Source organism: Paraburkholderia phenoliruptrix (assembly GCF_047325075.1).
GTDB classification, from domain to species: Bacteria; Pseudomonadota; Gammaproteobacteria; order Burkholderiales; family Burkholderiaceae; genus Paraburkholderia; species Paraburkholderia phenoliruptrix.
Genome location: NZ_CP168531.1, coordinates 1,935,283 through 1,949,822, shown reverse-complemented (window position 1 = coordinate 1,949,822; position 14,540 = coordinate 1,935,283). Strand labels below are relative to the sequence as shown.

The following is a 14,540-nucleotide window of genomic DNA, read 5'->3' as shown; positions in this document are numbered from 1 at the left end:
CCCCTCCCACCTTTAGTTCGATTAATTAAATCGGCGAATTGGCGACGCTCAGAGCGGTTTGGCGTGATGTCTCGCCGGCTGCTTCGCCGCCACGACGAGACAGCTGCCGCGCAACTCCGTGATTTCGTAGGTCTGCGCATCCTCCGGCTCGCCGGGCGCGAGCTCGACGTCCCATTGCGCGCCGCGATAGGTCACGCGCGCGCGACGCTGCTGCCAGGCCGGCACGGTCAGCGTTTGCCCAATGTCGAGATTGACGTCGGGGTTGCGCGACGCCTCCTTGCGCGCCTTGCGGCCAAAGCGCGAACGCCGGAGCACGAGCACAGCCGCCAGCGCGACGACCGCGGCGACCGCGAACTGCACGTCGGCGGTTGCGCCCGCGATATGGGCGATGGCCGCCGCGATGCACCCCAGCGCGATCATCAACAGATAGAAAGTGCCGCTCAGCAACTCGAGCACGATCAGCACGCCCGCCCCGACCCACCAGAACAATCCACCTGGCGCCACGTTGGCCTCCACAAAGCAAAACACCCCGGATCTACCGGGGTGTTTATAGCACGAAGCGCAGGCAAATGACCGGCATTCAGAGACGCCGTTAGAGACACCGTTGAGCGTGCCTTTCGGCGACCGTTGAGCCGCCCCAGCTTCGTTATGCGTGCCGCGTAGGACGCGGCACGCGCGGCGCTTACTTCGTCGACGATTTCGCCAGTTGCTGCCACGTCTCGATGATCGTGTCGGGGTTCAGCGAGATCGACTTGATGCCCTCATCCGTCAGCCATTGCGCGAAATCCGGATGATCCGACGGACCCTGACCGCAGATACCGACGTACTTGTTCAGGCGCAGACACGTTTCGATCGCACGCTTCAGCATGAACTTCACCGCCGGATCGCGCTCGTCGAAGTCGACGGCGAGCAGTTCCATGCCGGAGTCGCGGTCGAGGCCGAGCGTGAGCTGCGTGAGGTCGTTCGAACCGATCGAGAAGCCGTCGAAGTATTGCAGGAATTCTTCGGCCAGAATCGCGTTCGACGGCACTTCGCACATCATGATGAGACGCAGGCCATTCTCGCCGCGCTTCAGGCCGAACTTCTCGAGCAGCCCGACCACGCGCTCCGCCTGCTTCAGCGTACGCACGAACGGCACCATGATCTCGACGTTGTCGAGGCCCATTTCTTCGCGCACCTTCTTCAGCGCGACGCATTCCATCTGGAACGCTTCGGCGAAGTCTTCGGCGATGTAGCGCGACGCGCCGCGGAAGCCGAGCATCGGGTTCTCTTCATCCGGCTCGTAGCGCGAACCGCCGATCAGCTTCTTGTACTCGTTCGACTTGAAGTCGGACATGCGCACGATCACGGGCTTCGGATAGAACGCCGCCGCGATCGTGGCGATGCCTTCCGTCAGCTTGTCGACGTAGAACGCGCGCGGCGACGCGTGACCGCGAGCGACGCTTTCCACCGCCTTCTTCAGGTCCTGATCGACGTTCGGGTATTCGAGAATCGCCTTCGGGTGAACGCCGATATTGTTGTTGATGATGAACTCGAGGCGCGCGAGACCCACGCCTGCGTTCGGCAGTTGCGAGAAGTCGAAAGCCAGTTGCGGGTTGCCGACGTTCATCATGATCTTCACCGGAATCGGCGGCAGTTCGCCGCGCTGCACTTCGGTGATTTCGGTTTCGAGCAGGCCGTCGTAGATCTTGCCTTCGTCGCCTTCTGCGCACGAAACCGTCACGAGCGCGCCGTCCTTGAGCACGTCCGTTGCGTCGCCGCAGCCGACCACGGCCGGCACGCCGAGTTCACGCGCGATGATGGCCGCGTGGCAGGTACGGCCGCCACGGTTCGTGACGATCGCGGAAGCGCGCTTCATGACCGGCTCCCAGTTCGGGTCCGTCATGTCGGCGACCAGCACGTCGCCCGGCTGCACGCGGTCCATTTCCGACGGATCGTGAATCACCCGCACCGGGCCCGCGCCGATCTTCTGGCCGATCGCGCGGCCGGTGGCCAGTACGTTCGACTGGCCCTTCAGCTTGAAGCGCTGCTCCGCCTTGCCGGAAGCCTGGCTCTTCACCGTTTCCGGGCGCGCCTGCAGGATGAAGATCTTGCCGTCGCGGCCGTCTTTGCCCCACTCGATGTCCATCGGACGCTCGTAGTGCTTTTCGATGATGACCGCGTACTTCGCGAGTTCGATCACGTCTTCGTCGGTGATCGAAAAGCGGTTGCGCTGCTCGTGCGGCACGTCGACAGTCTTCACACGGCCTTCTTCGCCCGCCTTCGTGAACTCCATCTTGATGAGCTTGGAGCCGATGGAGCGGCGGATGATCGGATACTTGCCTTGCGCGAGCGTGGTCTTGTAGACGTAGAACTCGTCCGGATTCACGGCGCCCTGCACGACCGTTTCGCCGAGGCCGTAGCTCGACGTGATGAACACCGCGTCCTTGAAGCCCGATTCGGTGTCGAGCGTGAACATCACGCCGGCCGCGCCGACGTCGGAGCGCACCATGCGCTGCACGCCCGCCGACAACGCGACTTCGGCATGCGTGAAACCCTTGTGGACGCGATAGGAAATAGCGCGGTCGTTGTACAGCGACGCGAACACGTGCTTCATGCGATCGAGCACGTCTTCGATACCGACCACATTGAGGTAGCTCTCCTGCTGACCCGCGAACGATGCGTCGGGCAGGTCTTCCGCGGTTGCCGACGAGCGCACGGCAAACGACAACTCTTCGGGCGAGCTGTTCTGCAGTGTGTCGAAGCCTGCGCGAATATCAGCCTCGAGCTTGGGCTGCAGCGGCGCCTCGACGATCCATTGACGGATCTCCTTGCCCGCTTCGGCGAGCGCCTTCACGTCGTCGACGTCGAGCGTCTCGAGACGTTTGGCGATGCGTTCGGTCAGGTTGTTGTGATGCAGGAAGTCGCGGAAAGCCAGTGCCGTCGTGGCGAAACCGGTCGGCACGCGCACGCCGGCTTCGGCGAGTTGACTGATCATCTCGCCAAGCGACGCGTTCTTGCCGCCGACAATCTCCACATCGGTCATCCGCAACTGCTCGAACGGAACTACATACGCCTTATCCTTTGCGACGGTAACTGCGTTAGTCATACAAGCCCCTAAGTGTGAAAGAAATTCACGGCTGTGCAAGTGGGCTCGAACGCGAGACGCTCATTGGAAGCGTGACCTCACGTCTTGCACAACCTGTTGGAGAAACAATCGCTTGCGCCGCGCCGCACATTAGCGCGACGAAGAAGGCGAATGAACGGAATTAGCGCCCGATTCGCCGCGTTGCGTTCACTTTGACGCCCGATAGCGGCGCGTTGAACGACCGTTCGCAGTGAGTTAGGCGCCAATCGCCTGCAATTGCTTATCCAACAGGTTGCCGCTATTCTACCGTGCCGACTCTCGAAATGTGACGGTCGGACGAGAATTGCGCCTCGAATCGCGCCCGAATGTGCCGTGGCGCTCTTTCCATGCCGTCAAAGAGTTCCCCGGCCGTCCCGGCGCAGTAGCGGTGCCCACGGCGCGCTGCTTCGACGGCGCTGCAGGAGCGGTCAGCCACCGCGCAGCGAAGCCGATGCAGCCATGTTCCATTCGAGCGCTTTTTGCCGCTCACGTTCCCTGTCCCACTGATGCCGCCCACCGTATTCATCGTCTCCGACGGTACCGGGATCACTGCCGAAACCTTCGCGCATTCGATCCTCTCCCAGTTCGACCAGAAATTCCGCCTGGTTCGCGTCCCTTTTGTCGATTCGACCGAGAAGGCGTACGCCACGCTCGAAAAGATCAATGAGGCCATCGTCCAGGACGGCCGTCGTCCGATCGTCTTTACGACGCTCGTGGACAGCGCGTCGAATCAGATCGTGAAGGGCTCGAATGCGCTCGTCCTCGATATGTTCCAGACCTTCGTCGAGCCGCTCGAACAGGAACTGGAGCTCAAGTCGAGCCATGCAATGGGACGCGGTCACCAGAACGCGGACACCGAGGAATACAAGAACCGGATCGAGGCGATCAACTTCTCGCTCGCGCACGACGACGGCCAGTCGAACCGCAATCTCGCGGACGCCGACGTGATCCTCGTCGGCGTGTCGCGCAGCGGCAAGACGCCCACGAGCCTTTACCTCGCCATGCAATACGGCGTGAAAGCGGCCAACTATCCGCTGATTCCGGAAGATTTTGAGCGCGGCAAACTGCCCACGCCCCTATTGGCGCACCGGCAGAAAATGTTTGGCTTGTCGATCGATCCGCAGCGGCTTTCGGAAATCCGCAACGAGCGCCGGCCGGGCAGCAAATATGCGGCGCCGGAAAATTGCCGTTACGAGATCAACGAAGCGGAAGCGATGATGCGTCGCGAGGGCATCAAGTGGCTGTCGTCGACGCACAAGTCGATTGAAGAGATCGCAACCACGATCCTGCAGGAAATCAAACTGGACCGGCCGTCGTACTGACGAGCCTTCTTATGCGCGGCGCGCGCGCTGCTGTCTGCACTGCTCGAACACGCAGACGGCGGCGGCCGCCGCCACATTGAGCGACTCCATGCCGCCCGGCTGCGGAATCGTCACCCGCAACGAGACCGCGTCGCGCCAGGCTTGCGAGACGCCCGCGCCTTCGTTGCCGAACACCCAGGCCAGTTCGCCGCTCAGATCGCACTCGTCAATCGCCTCGGCGCCGTGCGAATCCGTGATGACGATCGGCACCGCGAGACGCCCGATCAACGCGGCGGCGTCGACATCTTCATGAATCTGCAACAGGAAGTGCGCGCCCATGCCCGAGCGCAGCACCTTCGACGACCACGCGTACGCCGTGCCCGGCGCGCAGAACACCCGTTGAATGCCGGCCGCGGCCGCGCTGCGCAGAATGGAGCCGACGTTGCCCGCGTCCTGCACCCCGTCGAGCACGATGCACGTTTCTTCGACGGTATCGGGTAACGGCGCGCAGAGCTTTTCCACGAGCAGAAGCATGCCCACGCCGTGCACCACGTTCGACAGCTGCCCGAACAACGCATCCGGCAGCGTAACGATGCGGTGATCCTCGATGCGCGACACGATGGCCTGCGCTTCGTCATGGGCAAGCGCGCCTTCGGTGACGATGCACATGTCCGGCTGGCCGGCGACGTCCAGATGCGCGCTCGCCAGATGAAAGCCTTCGAGCAGCGCGTGGCCGCTGCGGCGCTGCTGGTGCGTCGAGCCGGCCAGCGCCTTCAGGCGTTTATAGAGCGGATTGTCCCGGGAGGTGATGGCTTTCACAGGCAGCGAGGGCGTGATGAATGAGGAAAAGAGTTCGCGATGATCGGCAGGCCGTGCGGCGGCGCTGCATGAGCGGCTGCATGAGCGGCTGCGTGAACAGCTGCATGCGCGGCAGCGTCACGTCGACGCTCGCGCCTCATGCTCCCGCGCCGCTGCGCTCGCCGAAAGGATCCGTATCGAGGAGCGCATCGTCCAGCATGCCGTCGGCCAGCATCTCCGGCACCGCGATAATCTCGCCCGCCGGCAACGGCACGCCGGTGCCGAACCGCAGATGCGCTTCGCGCACGGGCGCAAACGAGCGCCGGTGATGTTCGCACGGCCCATGCTCGCGCAACGCCGCCAGATGCTGCGGCGTGCCGTAGCCGGCATGCGCATTGAAACCGTACATGGGATAAGTCTGGTGCAACTCGAGCAGCATGCGGTCGCGCGTGACCTTGGCGAGAATCGACGCCGCCGAGATGCTTTTCACCAGCGCGTCGCCGCCGATCACCGCTTCGCTGCGAATGCTCAGCATCGGGCAGCGATTGCCGTCCACTTTCACGAGCGTGGGTGTGACCGCGAGGCCCTCCACGGCACGTTTCATTGCCAGCATGGTGGCGTGCAGGATGTTCAGCGAATCGATTTCCTCGACGGTTGCCGAGGCGATGCAGTAAGCGAGCGCGCGGTCGACGATCTTCTCGTACAGTTCGTCGCGTTTTTTTGCGGTGAGCGCTTTGGAATCGTCGAGGCCGCGAATCATCGGCTTTGACGGATCGAAAATCACCGCCGCGGCGACGACCGGGCCGGCCAGCGGCCCGCGCCCGGCTTCGTCGACGCCGCAGACGATGTCTTCCGCCGTCTCGAAGTTCAGGCCCACCTGGCGACTGGCCGCGCTGGCACCGGCCTTGCGGCGCGGCATGCCTGCGGCCGCTGTTGCGCGGGGGCGCTCGCTGGCGCGCGGCTTGGTCACGGCCGCGCCCCACGCCTTTCGACGATGCTCGCGACAACCTCCGCCGCACGCTGCGCGGTATTCTGCTTCAGCACGTGATGCATCTCCGTGAAGATTTCCGTCAGCGTGCGCCGGTTGGCTTCGTCGCGCAACTGTTTCAGCGTGGCCTCGGCGAGCGCCTGAGGCGTCGCGAAATGCTGCAGGATTTCCGGCACGACGAAGCGCCCGGCCAGAATGTTCGGCAAGCCGACATACGGCAGATAGCCCTGCCGGCGCATGATCTGACCGGTCAGCCAGGGCACCTTGTAGGAGATCACCATCGGCTTTTTCAGAAGCGCAGCCTCGAGCGTGACCGTGCCGCTTTTCACGAGGATCGCGTCGGCCGCGGTCATGGCGAGTTGCGACTGGCCGTCCGTAATGGTGAGCGCAAGCCCCGGATGCGAATCGACCAGCGGGCGCAGCATCTCGCGCAACGCGGGCGTGGCCGCCGGCATCACGAAGCGCAGGCCGGGCTCCTGGTGCTGCATCATTTCCATCGCGGCAAAAAACGTCGGCCCGATCAGGTCGATCTCCGAGCGGCGGCTGCCGGGCAAGACCGCGATGACCGGACCGCTTTCCGCAAGACCCAGCGTGCGGCGCGCGCCGAGCGTGTCCGGTTCGAGGGGAATCTCGTCGGCAAGCGGATGGCCCACATACGACGCGGCGACGCCCGCCTTTTCGAGCAGCGCGGTTTCGAACGGAAACACGCACAGCATGTGGTCGACCGCCTTGGCGATCTTCTTGATGCGCCCGCCGCGCCACGCCCAGATGGACGGGCACACAAAGTGGACGGTCGGAATGCCCGCCTCGCGCAGCGGATGCTCGAGCCCGAAGTTGAAATCGGGCGCGTCCACGCCGACGAACACGGCAGGCGGCTCAGCCAGCAACTGGCGCTTCAGGTCGTTGCGGATGCGCAGAATTTCGGGAATGTGCCGCAGCGCTTCCACATAGCCGCGCACGGACAGTTTTTCCATCGGCCAATGGGCGTCGAAACCCGTGGCGATCATGCGCGGGCCGCCAATGCCGTAGTAATGCGTGGCGGCAGGCAAGCGGCTCGCGAGGCCGCCCAGCAGCGACGAGGCCAGCAGGTCGCCGGACGGCTCGCCGGCCACCATGGCGATGCGCAGCGGACTGGGTTGCAATGCCATCGCTTAGCGGATGATGCCGCGCTGCGACGCTTCGACGAATGCCAGCAGCGTGGCCACCGGCTCGTCGCCGTCGCCGCCGGCGGACGCCAGCTCGCGCAGTTGCGCCTTGGCTTCCTCGAGCGACAGGCTGTTCTTGTACAGCAGACGGTATGCCGAGCGCAGGGCCGAAATGGCGTCCGGCGAAAAACCGCGGCGGCGTAGACCTTCCACGTTGATGCCGTGCGGCTCCGCCTTGTTGCCGGCCGCGATCACGAACGGCGGAATGTCCTGCACGAGCGCGGACGCCCCGCCCAGCATGGAATGCGCGCCGATGCGCACGAACTGATGCACGCCCGACATGCCGCCGACGATCGCAAAGTCGCCGATCGTCACATGGCCGGCCATTTGCGCGTTGCTCGACAGAACCACGTTGTTGCCGACGTGGCAGTCGTGGCCGATGTGCACGTACGCCATGATCCAGTTGTCGTCGCCGAGCGTGGTCACGCCGGCGTCCTGCACCGTGCCGGTGTGGATCGTGGCGAACTCGCGGATCGTGTTGCGGTGGCCGATTTCGAGCCGCGTCGGCTCGTCCTTGTACTTCATGTCCTGCGGACGGCCGCCGACCGACGCGTAATGGCCGATGCGGTTGTCTTCGCCGATGGTGGTGTGACCTTCGATCACACTGTGCGAGCCGATCGTGGTCCGCGCGCCGATCGTCACGTGCGCGCCGATCACGGCATACGGTCCGATTTCGACGGATTCGTCGAGTTGTGCGCCCGGTTCGATGATCGCAGTGGGATGAATCCTGCTCATGCGTCCTCGCTTCTGATTCTGTTGCGTTGTCTGGGTGCGCTGCGGCGAGCCGGCTGCGCTGCGGGAGGCGCCGGCTGGCCGAACGTCGACTCGGGCGCCCTCGCGCCCGCGGCGCCTGCGCGAGGCGTCAGGCGTCCTTGTCCGTGTGACGCACCGCGCACATCAGGTCGGCTTCCGCCGCCACGACGCCGTCCACCTCGGCTCGCGCCTTGAACTTCCAGATGCCGCGCATATGCCGTTCGAACGTGCAGTTCAGGATGAGCTGATCGCCCGGTTCCACGACGCGCTTGAAGCGCGCATTGTCGATACCGACGAACAGGTACAGCGTGTTCGACGGATCGCTCGGCTCTTCCGAGAACGTCAGAAGCGCCGCCGTTTGCGCGAGCGCTTCGAGGATCAGCACGCCCGGCATGACCGGACGCGTCGGAAAGTGCCCCTGGAAATACGGCTCGTTGATCGACACGTTCTTCAACGCTTTGATGCTCTTGTGCGGCTCAAGTTCGAGCACCCGGTCGACCAGCAGGATCGGGTAACGATGGGGCAGCAGCGTGAGAATCTTATGAATGTCGAGGTTGATTTTTTCGGTGCTCATGGTGTTTCTGCTCACGCATTGACTGCGCGATGATGACTGCGGATGCTGGTGCAGGTGGATTGTCAGCGGGTTGAGAGCCGTTCTGAGTGCTTGCTGCCGACGCTCGCCGTGAATGGGTTGCCGTGCCACCGGGTCGCGGCAACCGCCTTCGCTTAACTGTGTTCGCCCGCTATTTTACGCGGTGTCGGCGGCCCGCCGGGAAATCTAGCTTTTATCGCCCCGCGCCGGGTCGGCCGCGCCCGCTGCTCCGGGCGCCGGCTGACTGCCCGGCTGCTGGGCTGCGGCGCTTTCCAGCGCCTTGATACGATCGCGCAGCTTGTCGATGTTGCGCAGCAAGGCCGCACTTTTGTTCCAGTCGGCGTGATTCACAGCCGGAAACGCGCTGGTGTACATGCCGGGCTTCAACAGCGACTTCGACACGCCCGACTTGGCCGTGACGATCACGTAGTCGGCCAGCGTCACATGGCCGGCAATGCCGACCGCCCCGCCGATCATGCAATGGCGGCCGATGGTCGTGCTGCCCGCAATGCCCGCGCAGCCGGCAATCACGGTGTATGCGCCGATCTTGCAGTTGTGCCCGATCTGCACGAGGTTGTCGATCTTCACGCACTCCTCGATGACCGTGTCGGCCATCGCGCCGCGGTCGATCGTGGTGTTCGCGCCGATTTCGACGTCCGCCGCGATCGACACGCCCCCGACCTGCGGAATCTTGACCCAGCTACCGGTACGCGCCTCGCCTTCTCCGACGAAATCCGGCGCGAAGCCGAACCCGTCGGAGCCGATGACCGCGCCCGCGTGGACGATCACGCGTTCGGCGAGTTTGCAGCCGTGGTAGACGGCCACGTTCGGATACAGATGCGAACCGGCGCCGATGCGCGTGCCGCGGCCGATCACCACATTCGCGTCGAGCCGCACATTGTCGCCGATCACCGCACCCGCTTCCACCGTGACGTGCGGTCCGATCACCGCGCTCGCGGCGATCTGCGCGGACGGATCGATCGTCGCGCTCGGATGGATGCCCGGCGCGACCTTCGGCGTGGCGAGGTCAATGAAGGTTTGCGCGACGCGCGCGAAGTAAGCGTACGGATTCGGCGTGACGATGAAGTTACGGCCGCTGTGCGAGCTGAGCTTGGCGAGGTCGTCGGCATTGATCAGGACCGCGCCCGCGCGAGTCGTTTCGACTTGCGACAGATACTTCGGGTTGGCGAGGAACGCCAGCTGGTCGGGGCCTGCCTGGTCGAGCGGCGCCAGACTGCCGACGCGCTGCGAACCGTCTCCCACTACGTCACCGCCGAACCGTTGAACGATGTCCTCGAGCGTAAAAGCCATGCCTATCCTGTCTCCTGCTGTTCACTACAACCTGTTGGTGCGACGTATCTTTGGACTTTTTCGTGCCCGCCGCCTTCAGTTGCCCGAAGCCGCCAGCGCCTTCAGCACCTGATCCGTAATGTCGATGCGTGGGCTCACGTACACCGCTTCCTGCACGATCAGGTCATAGTGCTGCGCCTCGGCGATCTGCTTGATCACCTTGTTCGCGCGGTCGAGCACCGCCGCCAGTTCTTCATTGCGGCGCTGGTTCAGGTCCTCGCGAAATTCACGTTGCTTGCGTTGGAAGTCGGTGTCGAGCTGCGACAGATCGCGCTGTTTTTGCGCACGGTCCGTGGGCGACATGGAGGCGCCGTTCTTGTCGAGCGAATCGGACATGGACTTGAGTTTCTGCGCCATGTCCGCGAGGTCCTTGTCGCGCTTGGCGAACTCGGCCTCGAGCTTGACCTGGGCCGCCTTCGCCGCGGCCGATTCCCGCAGAATCCGGTCGGAATTCACCGCGGCAATCCTGGCTTCCTGCGCGTGCGCCACTCCGACGCCCAGCGTCAATGCCAGCGCCAGCGCGCAAGCCACACGTTTCGAAAACATACCGGTTAGCAAAGTGATCCTCTCGATACTGTTGTTTGGCGAGCCGTCCGCGGCGCGGATCAGAACGCCGTCCCGATCTGGAACTGGAACTTCTGATACTGGTCGCCCGTGTGCTTGGTGAGCGGGAAGCCCAGGCTCAACTTGAGCGGCCCGATCGGCGAAATCCACGCGAGACCGACACCGTAGCCGTAGCGCAGACCATTGGCGCCGTTCGACGTGGCGGCACTGCTCGCGTCCGCCCAGACGTTACCGGCGTCGAGGAACGTGAACACGCGCAAGGTCCGATCATAGCCGGTGCCCGGCAGCGGGAATGTCAATTCGATATTGCCGACGAGCAGCTTCGAACCGCCGATCGGGTCGCCGGTCGTCTTGTCGCGCGGACCCAGCGAGCTCGGCTCGTAGCCGCGGACCGAACCGATACCGCCCGCGTAGTAGTTCTTGAAGATCGGGTACGGCTTGCCGCCCATGCCCTTGCCGTAGCCGCCCTGGAAGTTGAAGCCCAGCACGAAGCCCCGCGCAAACGAGTAATAGTACTGCGCGTTGATGTCGGCCTTGTAATACTGCGTGCCGCCGATCGGCGTGCCGTACTCCGCGTTCGCCTGCGTGAAGTAGCCGCGGCTCGGCACGAGCGCGCTGTCACGCGCGTCGCGCGACCAGCCCACCGTGACCGGCACGTTGTTCGACACGCGGCCGAAGTCCTGCACGTATTGCTTGTACGACGCCGGCGTGTTCGCGTCGACGTCGAGCTTGTTCTGCTCGAGACCCGCGCCGAAGTAGACCGTGTCGACTTCCGAAAACGGAATGCCGAACTTCAGGTCGCCGCCCATGGTGACGATCTTGAAGCTCGAATCGGTGGAGTAATACAGCGGCTGATACGTGCGGTAATAGACGTCGGTAATACGCTTGATGCCGTCCACCGTGAAATACGGGTCGACCTGCGTGACCGTCAGGGTACGGTACGTCTTGGCGGTGTTGACGTTCACGGAGAGGCTCGTGCCCGAGCCGAACACGTTGTCCTGCGAGACGCCCGCGGACAGCACCACCTTGTCCGTCGACGAGAAGCCCGCGCCGAGCGTGATCGCGCCGGTCGGCTTTTCGGCGACCTTCACGTCCACGTCGACCTGGTCCGGCGTACCTTCGACCGGCACCGTGGTCACGTCGACGTCGGTGAAGTAGCCAAGACGGTTGATACGGTCTTTCGACAACGCGAGGCGGTTCGAGTCGAACCACGAGCTTTCGAGCTGGCGCATTTCGCGGCGCACCACTTCGTCGCGCGTACGGGTGTTGCCGACCACGTTGATGCGGCGCACGTAGACGCGGCGGCTCGGGTCCACCTGCAGCGTCAGGTCGACCTTGTGATTGGCCTGGTCGATCTGCGGCTGCGCGTTGACGGTTGCGAATGCGTAGCCGTATTCGCCCAGTTTGTCGACAATCGCCTTGGTCGTGGATTGCAGCTTTTCGGCAGAGAAGCGGTCGCCCGGCTTGATCTTGATGAGCTTGGCAAGCTCGGGCTCGCGGTCGAGCAGATTGCCGGCCAGCTTGATGCTCGAGATGGTGTACGGCTCGCCTTCATGCAGCGTGACCGTCAGATACATGTCCTTCTTGTCCGGCGTGATGGACACCTGGGTCGACTCGATATTGAATTCGAGGTAGCCGCGGTTCAGATAGTAGGAGCGAATATTTTCGAGGTCGCCGGTGAGCTTGTCTTTCGCGTACAGGTCGTTCTTCGTGTACCACGAGAACCAGTTCGGCGTGGACAGCTGCATTTCGTCGCGCAGCGTGCCCGTGCTGAACGCCTTGTTGCCGATAAAGTTGATCTGGCGAATCTTGGCGCTCGGGCCCTCCGCCACCGAGAACAGCACCGAGACGCGATTGCGGTCGATCGGCGTGATCGTGGTGGTGACTTCGGCCGCATAGTAGCCGCGCGTCAGGTACTGGCGCTTGAGTTCCTGCTCCGCCTTGTCGACGAGCGCCTTGTCGTAGTAACGGCCTTGCGACAAACCGACTGCGCGCAGCGCCTTGGTCAGGTTTTCCTTGTCGAACTCGTGAATGCCCGCGAAGTCGATCGTGCCGATGGCCGGACGCTCCAGCACCTGCACGATCACCACATTGCCTTCAGTGGCGATCTTGACGTCGTTGAAGAAGCCCGTTGCGTACAGCGCGCGAATGGCTTCGGACGCCTTGTCGTCGGTAAACGTATCGCCCTGCTTGATGGGCAGATAGGCGAACACGGTACCAGGTTCGACGCGTTGCAACCCCTCGATCCGGATGTCCTGCACCACGAACGGCGTCGTTGCGTGAGCAACCAGCCCATGCGCGGCGAGTGCCGCGGTTATAACCGTCTTCGGAACAAAGCGATGAGGTTTAAACAACGTGCTTCCCCAGTGTGTATAGCTGCATCAGGCCGGACGGCCGCCATGTGAGCGCCGCCGGACACTTTAAAAGTGGATTAAACGAGCGAGATCGTTAAACAGTGCAATCGCCGACAAAGCGACGATGCAGGCGAGACCCGCCCTCTGAAAAACGAGTTGCCAGCGATCGGAGACAACTTTACCGGTCACAGCTTCAACCAAATAATATAACAGATGCCCCCCGTCCAATACCGGAATTGGTAGCAGGTTCAGTACACCGAGGCTAATACTGACGAGGGCAAGAAACGACAAAAATGCAGAAGGACCCAGACGTGCGCTCTTTCCTGCGTAATCCGCGATGGTTACCGGACCCGACAGATTCTTGAGCGATGCGTCGCCTACAATCATGCGGCCGAACATGCGCACCGAGTACGCCGCGAGATCCCACGTACGACGCGCGCCCAGCCGAAGGCTTTCGACAGGTCCATAACGCACGTTGATGGACGGGACCTGGGTTGCGAGTTCGGCGCCGATGCGGCCGACCTGCTCTCCGGTTGCCGGGTCGCGCTGCGCCTGCGGCACGATGCGGATGTCTTCGAGCTTGCCCGGTGCCTGGCTCTGCGCTTGTCCCTGTGCTTGTCCCTGTGCTTGTCCCTGTGCTTGTCCCTGCGTTTGCGTCCGCCCAGCGTCCGCCCGCTCCACCTGCAGGGTCAGCGGCTGGCCGGCGTGCGATTTTACATACGCGATGAAGGCCGTGGCATTGTCAGTCGCGATACCGTTGATCGCGCGCAAACGGTCGCCCGGACGAAGCCCCGCCTTTTGCGCCGCACTGCCCGGCTGCACGCCCGCGACCGTCAGCTTGCCGCCGCCCGGCTCGAAACCGAGGCGCGACATGAAGTCGTCGTCGACGTCTTTTTCAGTGAGACCGCGCAGGTCCAGCTGGAAGTCCGACGTGCCGTCCGCGCCTTTTGCGCTCAGCACGACGCGCTTGTGATCGAACGCCGCGCCGAGCAGTTTCCAGCGCAAGTCGGACCAGGAGCGCACCGGCTCGGATTCGGCGGCATTCTCCGCGCGCACGGCCACCACCGTTTCGCCGCCTTCGAAACCGGCCACCGCAGCGGCCGTGTTGGGCGCTGGCGTGGCGAGGATCGCCGCCGGCTCGGTCACGCCAGTGGCGAACACGAGGCTGAACAGCACGATGGCCAGCAGGAAATTGGCGACCGGGCCGGCTGCGACGATCGCAATGCGGCGCCACACCGACTGCCGGTTGAACGCATGCGGCAACGCTTCGGCGGGAATCGGCGCCTGGCCGGTCTCGCGCTCGTCGAGCATCTTCACATAGCCGCCGAGCGGCAGCACGGCGATGGTCCATTCCGTGCCGCTTTTCGGGCTGACCCACTGGAAAAGCGGCTTGCCGAAGCCGATCGAAAAGCGCAGCACCTTGACGCCGCACAGCCGCGCCACGCTGTAATGCCCATATTCGTGGACGACCACCAGCACGCCAATCGCGACCGCGAAGGCGAGCACTTCGATCAGCAGATTCATAGTCG

Annotated in this window: 12 protein-coding genes; 1 reads left to right on the top strand and 11 read right to left on the bottom strand. The window is 63.6% G+C overall.

The window, feature by feature from the left end; translation table 11 throughout:
• Nucleotides 1-48 precede the first annotated feature (48 nt).
• Together ACEN8U_RS20895 and ppsA are read right to left on the bottom strand one after the other, a co-directional pair.
• Nucleotides 49-504, bottom strand: a complete 456-nt coding sequence (locus ACEN8U_RS20895) for an NfeD family protein (protein WP_035477456.1) — start codon at nucleotides 502-504, stop codon at nucleotides 49-51.
• Nucleotides 505-682: 178 nt separating this feature from the next.
• The gene (ppsA, locus tag ACEN8U_RS20890) at nucleotides 683-3,088 is read right to left on the bottom strand and encodes a phosphoenolpyruvate synthase (RefSeq protein WP_013588783.1); all 2,406 of its coding nucleotides are present in this window, start codon (nucleotides 3,086-3,088) and stop codon (nucleotides 683-685) included.
• Between the two features lie 524 nt (nucleotides 3,089-3,612).
• Here ppsA and ACEN8U_RS20885 point away from each other — a divergent pair.
• Entirely contained in the window at nucleotides 3,613-4,428 is an 816-nt protein-coding gene (locus tag ACEN8U_RS20885; RefSeq protein ID WP_012433432.1) for a pyruvate, water dikinase regulatory protein, read from the top strand.
• Nucleotides 4,429-4,437: 9 nt separating this feature from the next.
• Here the strand turns inward: ACEN8U_RS20885 and ACEN8U_RS20880 are convergent, their stop codons facing one another.
• The 9 genes from ACEN8U_RS20880 to rseP all read right to left on the bottom strand — a co-directional run bounded on the left by ACEN8U_RS20880 (nucleotide 4,438) and on the right by rseP (nucleotide 14,535).
• Nucleotides 4,438-5,226, bottom strand: a complete 789-nt coding sequence (locus ACEN8U_RS20880) for a TrmH family RNA methyltransferase (RefSeq protein ID WP_015003073.1) — start codon at nucleotides 5,224-5,226, stop codon at nucleotides 4,438-4,440.
• Between the two features lie 136 nt (nucleotides 5,227-5,362).
• The gene (gene rnhB, locus ACEN8U_RS20875) at nucleotides 5,363-6,124 is read right to left on the bottom strand and encodes a ribonuclease HII (RefSeq protein ID WP_015003074.1); all 762 of its coding nucleotides are present in this window, start codon (nucleotides 6,122-6,124) and stop codon (nucleotides 5,363-5,365) included.
• 47 nt (nucleotides 6,125-6,171) lie between these two features.
• Nucleotides 6,172-7,341 carry a lipid-A-disaccharide synthase gene (gene lpxB, locus ACEN8U_RS20870; RefSeq protein ID WP_015003075.1) on the bottom strand — a complete coding sequence of 390 codons (1,170 nt, stop codon included), beginning with the start codon at nucleotides 7,339-7,341 and terminating at the stop codon, nucleotides 6,172-6,174.
• A gap of 3 nt (nucleotides 7,342-7,344) precedes the next feature.
• On the bottom strand, nucleotides 7,345-8,133 hold the full coding sequence (gene lpxA / locus ACEN8U_RS20865) for an acyl-ACP--UDP-N-acetylglucosamine O-acyltransferase (protein ID WP_015003076.1): 789 nt from the start codon (nucleotides 8,131-8,133) through the stop codon (nucleotides 7,345-7,347).
• 127 nt (nucleotides 8,134-8,260) lie between these two features.
• Nucleotides 8,261-8,725: a 3-hydroxyacyl-ACP dehydratase FabZ gene (gene fabZ / locus ACEN8U_RS20860; RefSeq protein WP_006048683.1), complete on the bottom strand. Its 465-nt coding sequence runs from the start codon at nucleotides 8,723-8,725 to the stop codon at nucleotides 8,261-8,263.
• 204 nt (nucleotides 8,726-8,929) lie between these two features.
• On the bottom strand, nucleotides 8,930-10,054 hold the full coding sequence (gene lpxD, locus ACEN8U_RS20855; protein WP_015003077.1) for a UDP-3-O-(3-hydroxymyristoyl)glucosamine N-acyltransferase: 1,125 nt from the start codon (nucleotides 10,052-10,054) through the stop codon (nucleotides 8,930-8,932).
• Nucleotides 10,055-10,129: 75 nt separating this feature from the next.
• Entirely contained in the window at nucleotides 10,130-10,651 is a 522-nt protein-coding gene (locus tag ACEN8U_RS20850; RefSeq protein ID WP_028363344.1) for an OmpH family outer membrane protein, read from the bottom strand.
• A 47-nt stretch (nucleotides 10,652-10,698) separates the two neighbouring features.
• Entirely contained in the window at nucleotides 10,699-13,011 is a 2,313-nt protein-coding gene (gene bamA / locus ACEN8U_RS20845; protein WP_013588791.1) for an outer membrane protein assembly factor BamA, read from the bottom strand.
• A gap of 66 nt (nucleotides 13,012-13,077) precedes the next feature.
• Complete coding sequence (gene rseP, locus ACEN8U_RS20840; protein WP_413658621.1) at nucleotides 13,078-14,535, bottom strand: RIP metalloprotease RseP; 1,458 nt, start codon at nucleotides 14,533-14,535, stop codon at nucleotides 13,078-13,080.
• Between the last annotated feature and the right edge of the window lie 5 nt (nucleotides 14,536-14,540).

Bases quoted from the DNA above. Each gene is read 5' to 3' on its own strand.
- ppsA (WP_013588783.1), bottom strand. From the start codon at position 3,088: ATGACTAACGCAGTTACCGTCGCAAAGGATAAGGCGTATGTAGTTCCG.
- ACEN8U_RS20885 (WP_012433432.1), top strand. From the start codon at position 3,613: ATGCCGCCCACCGTATTCATCGTCTCCGACGGTACCGGGATCACTGCC.
- rnhB (WP_015003074.1), bottom strand. From the start codon at position 6,124: ATGCCGCGCCGCAAGGCCGGTGCCAGCGCGGCCAGTCGCCAGGTGGGC.
- lpxB (WP_015003075.1), bottom strand. From the start codon at position 7,341: ATGGCATTGCAACCCAGTCCGCTGCGCATCGCCATGGTGGCCGGCGAG.
- lpxA (WP_015003076.1), bottom strand. From the start codon at position 8,133: ATGAGCAGGATTCATCCCACTGCGATCATCGAACCGGGCGCACAACTC.
- fabZ (WP_006048683.1), bottom strand. From the start codon at position 8,725: ATGAGCACCGAAAAAATCAACCTCGACATTCATAAGATTCTCACGCTG.
- lpxD (WP_015003077.1), bottom strand. From the start codon at position 10,054: ATGGCTTTTACGCTCGAGGACATCGTTCAACGGTTCGGCGGTGACGTA.
- rseP (WP_413658621.1), bottom strand. From the start codon at position 14,535: ATGAATCTGCTGATCGAAGTGCTCGCCTTCGCGGTCGCGATTGGCGTG.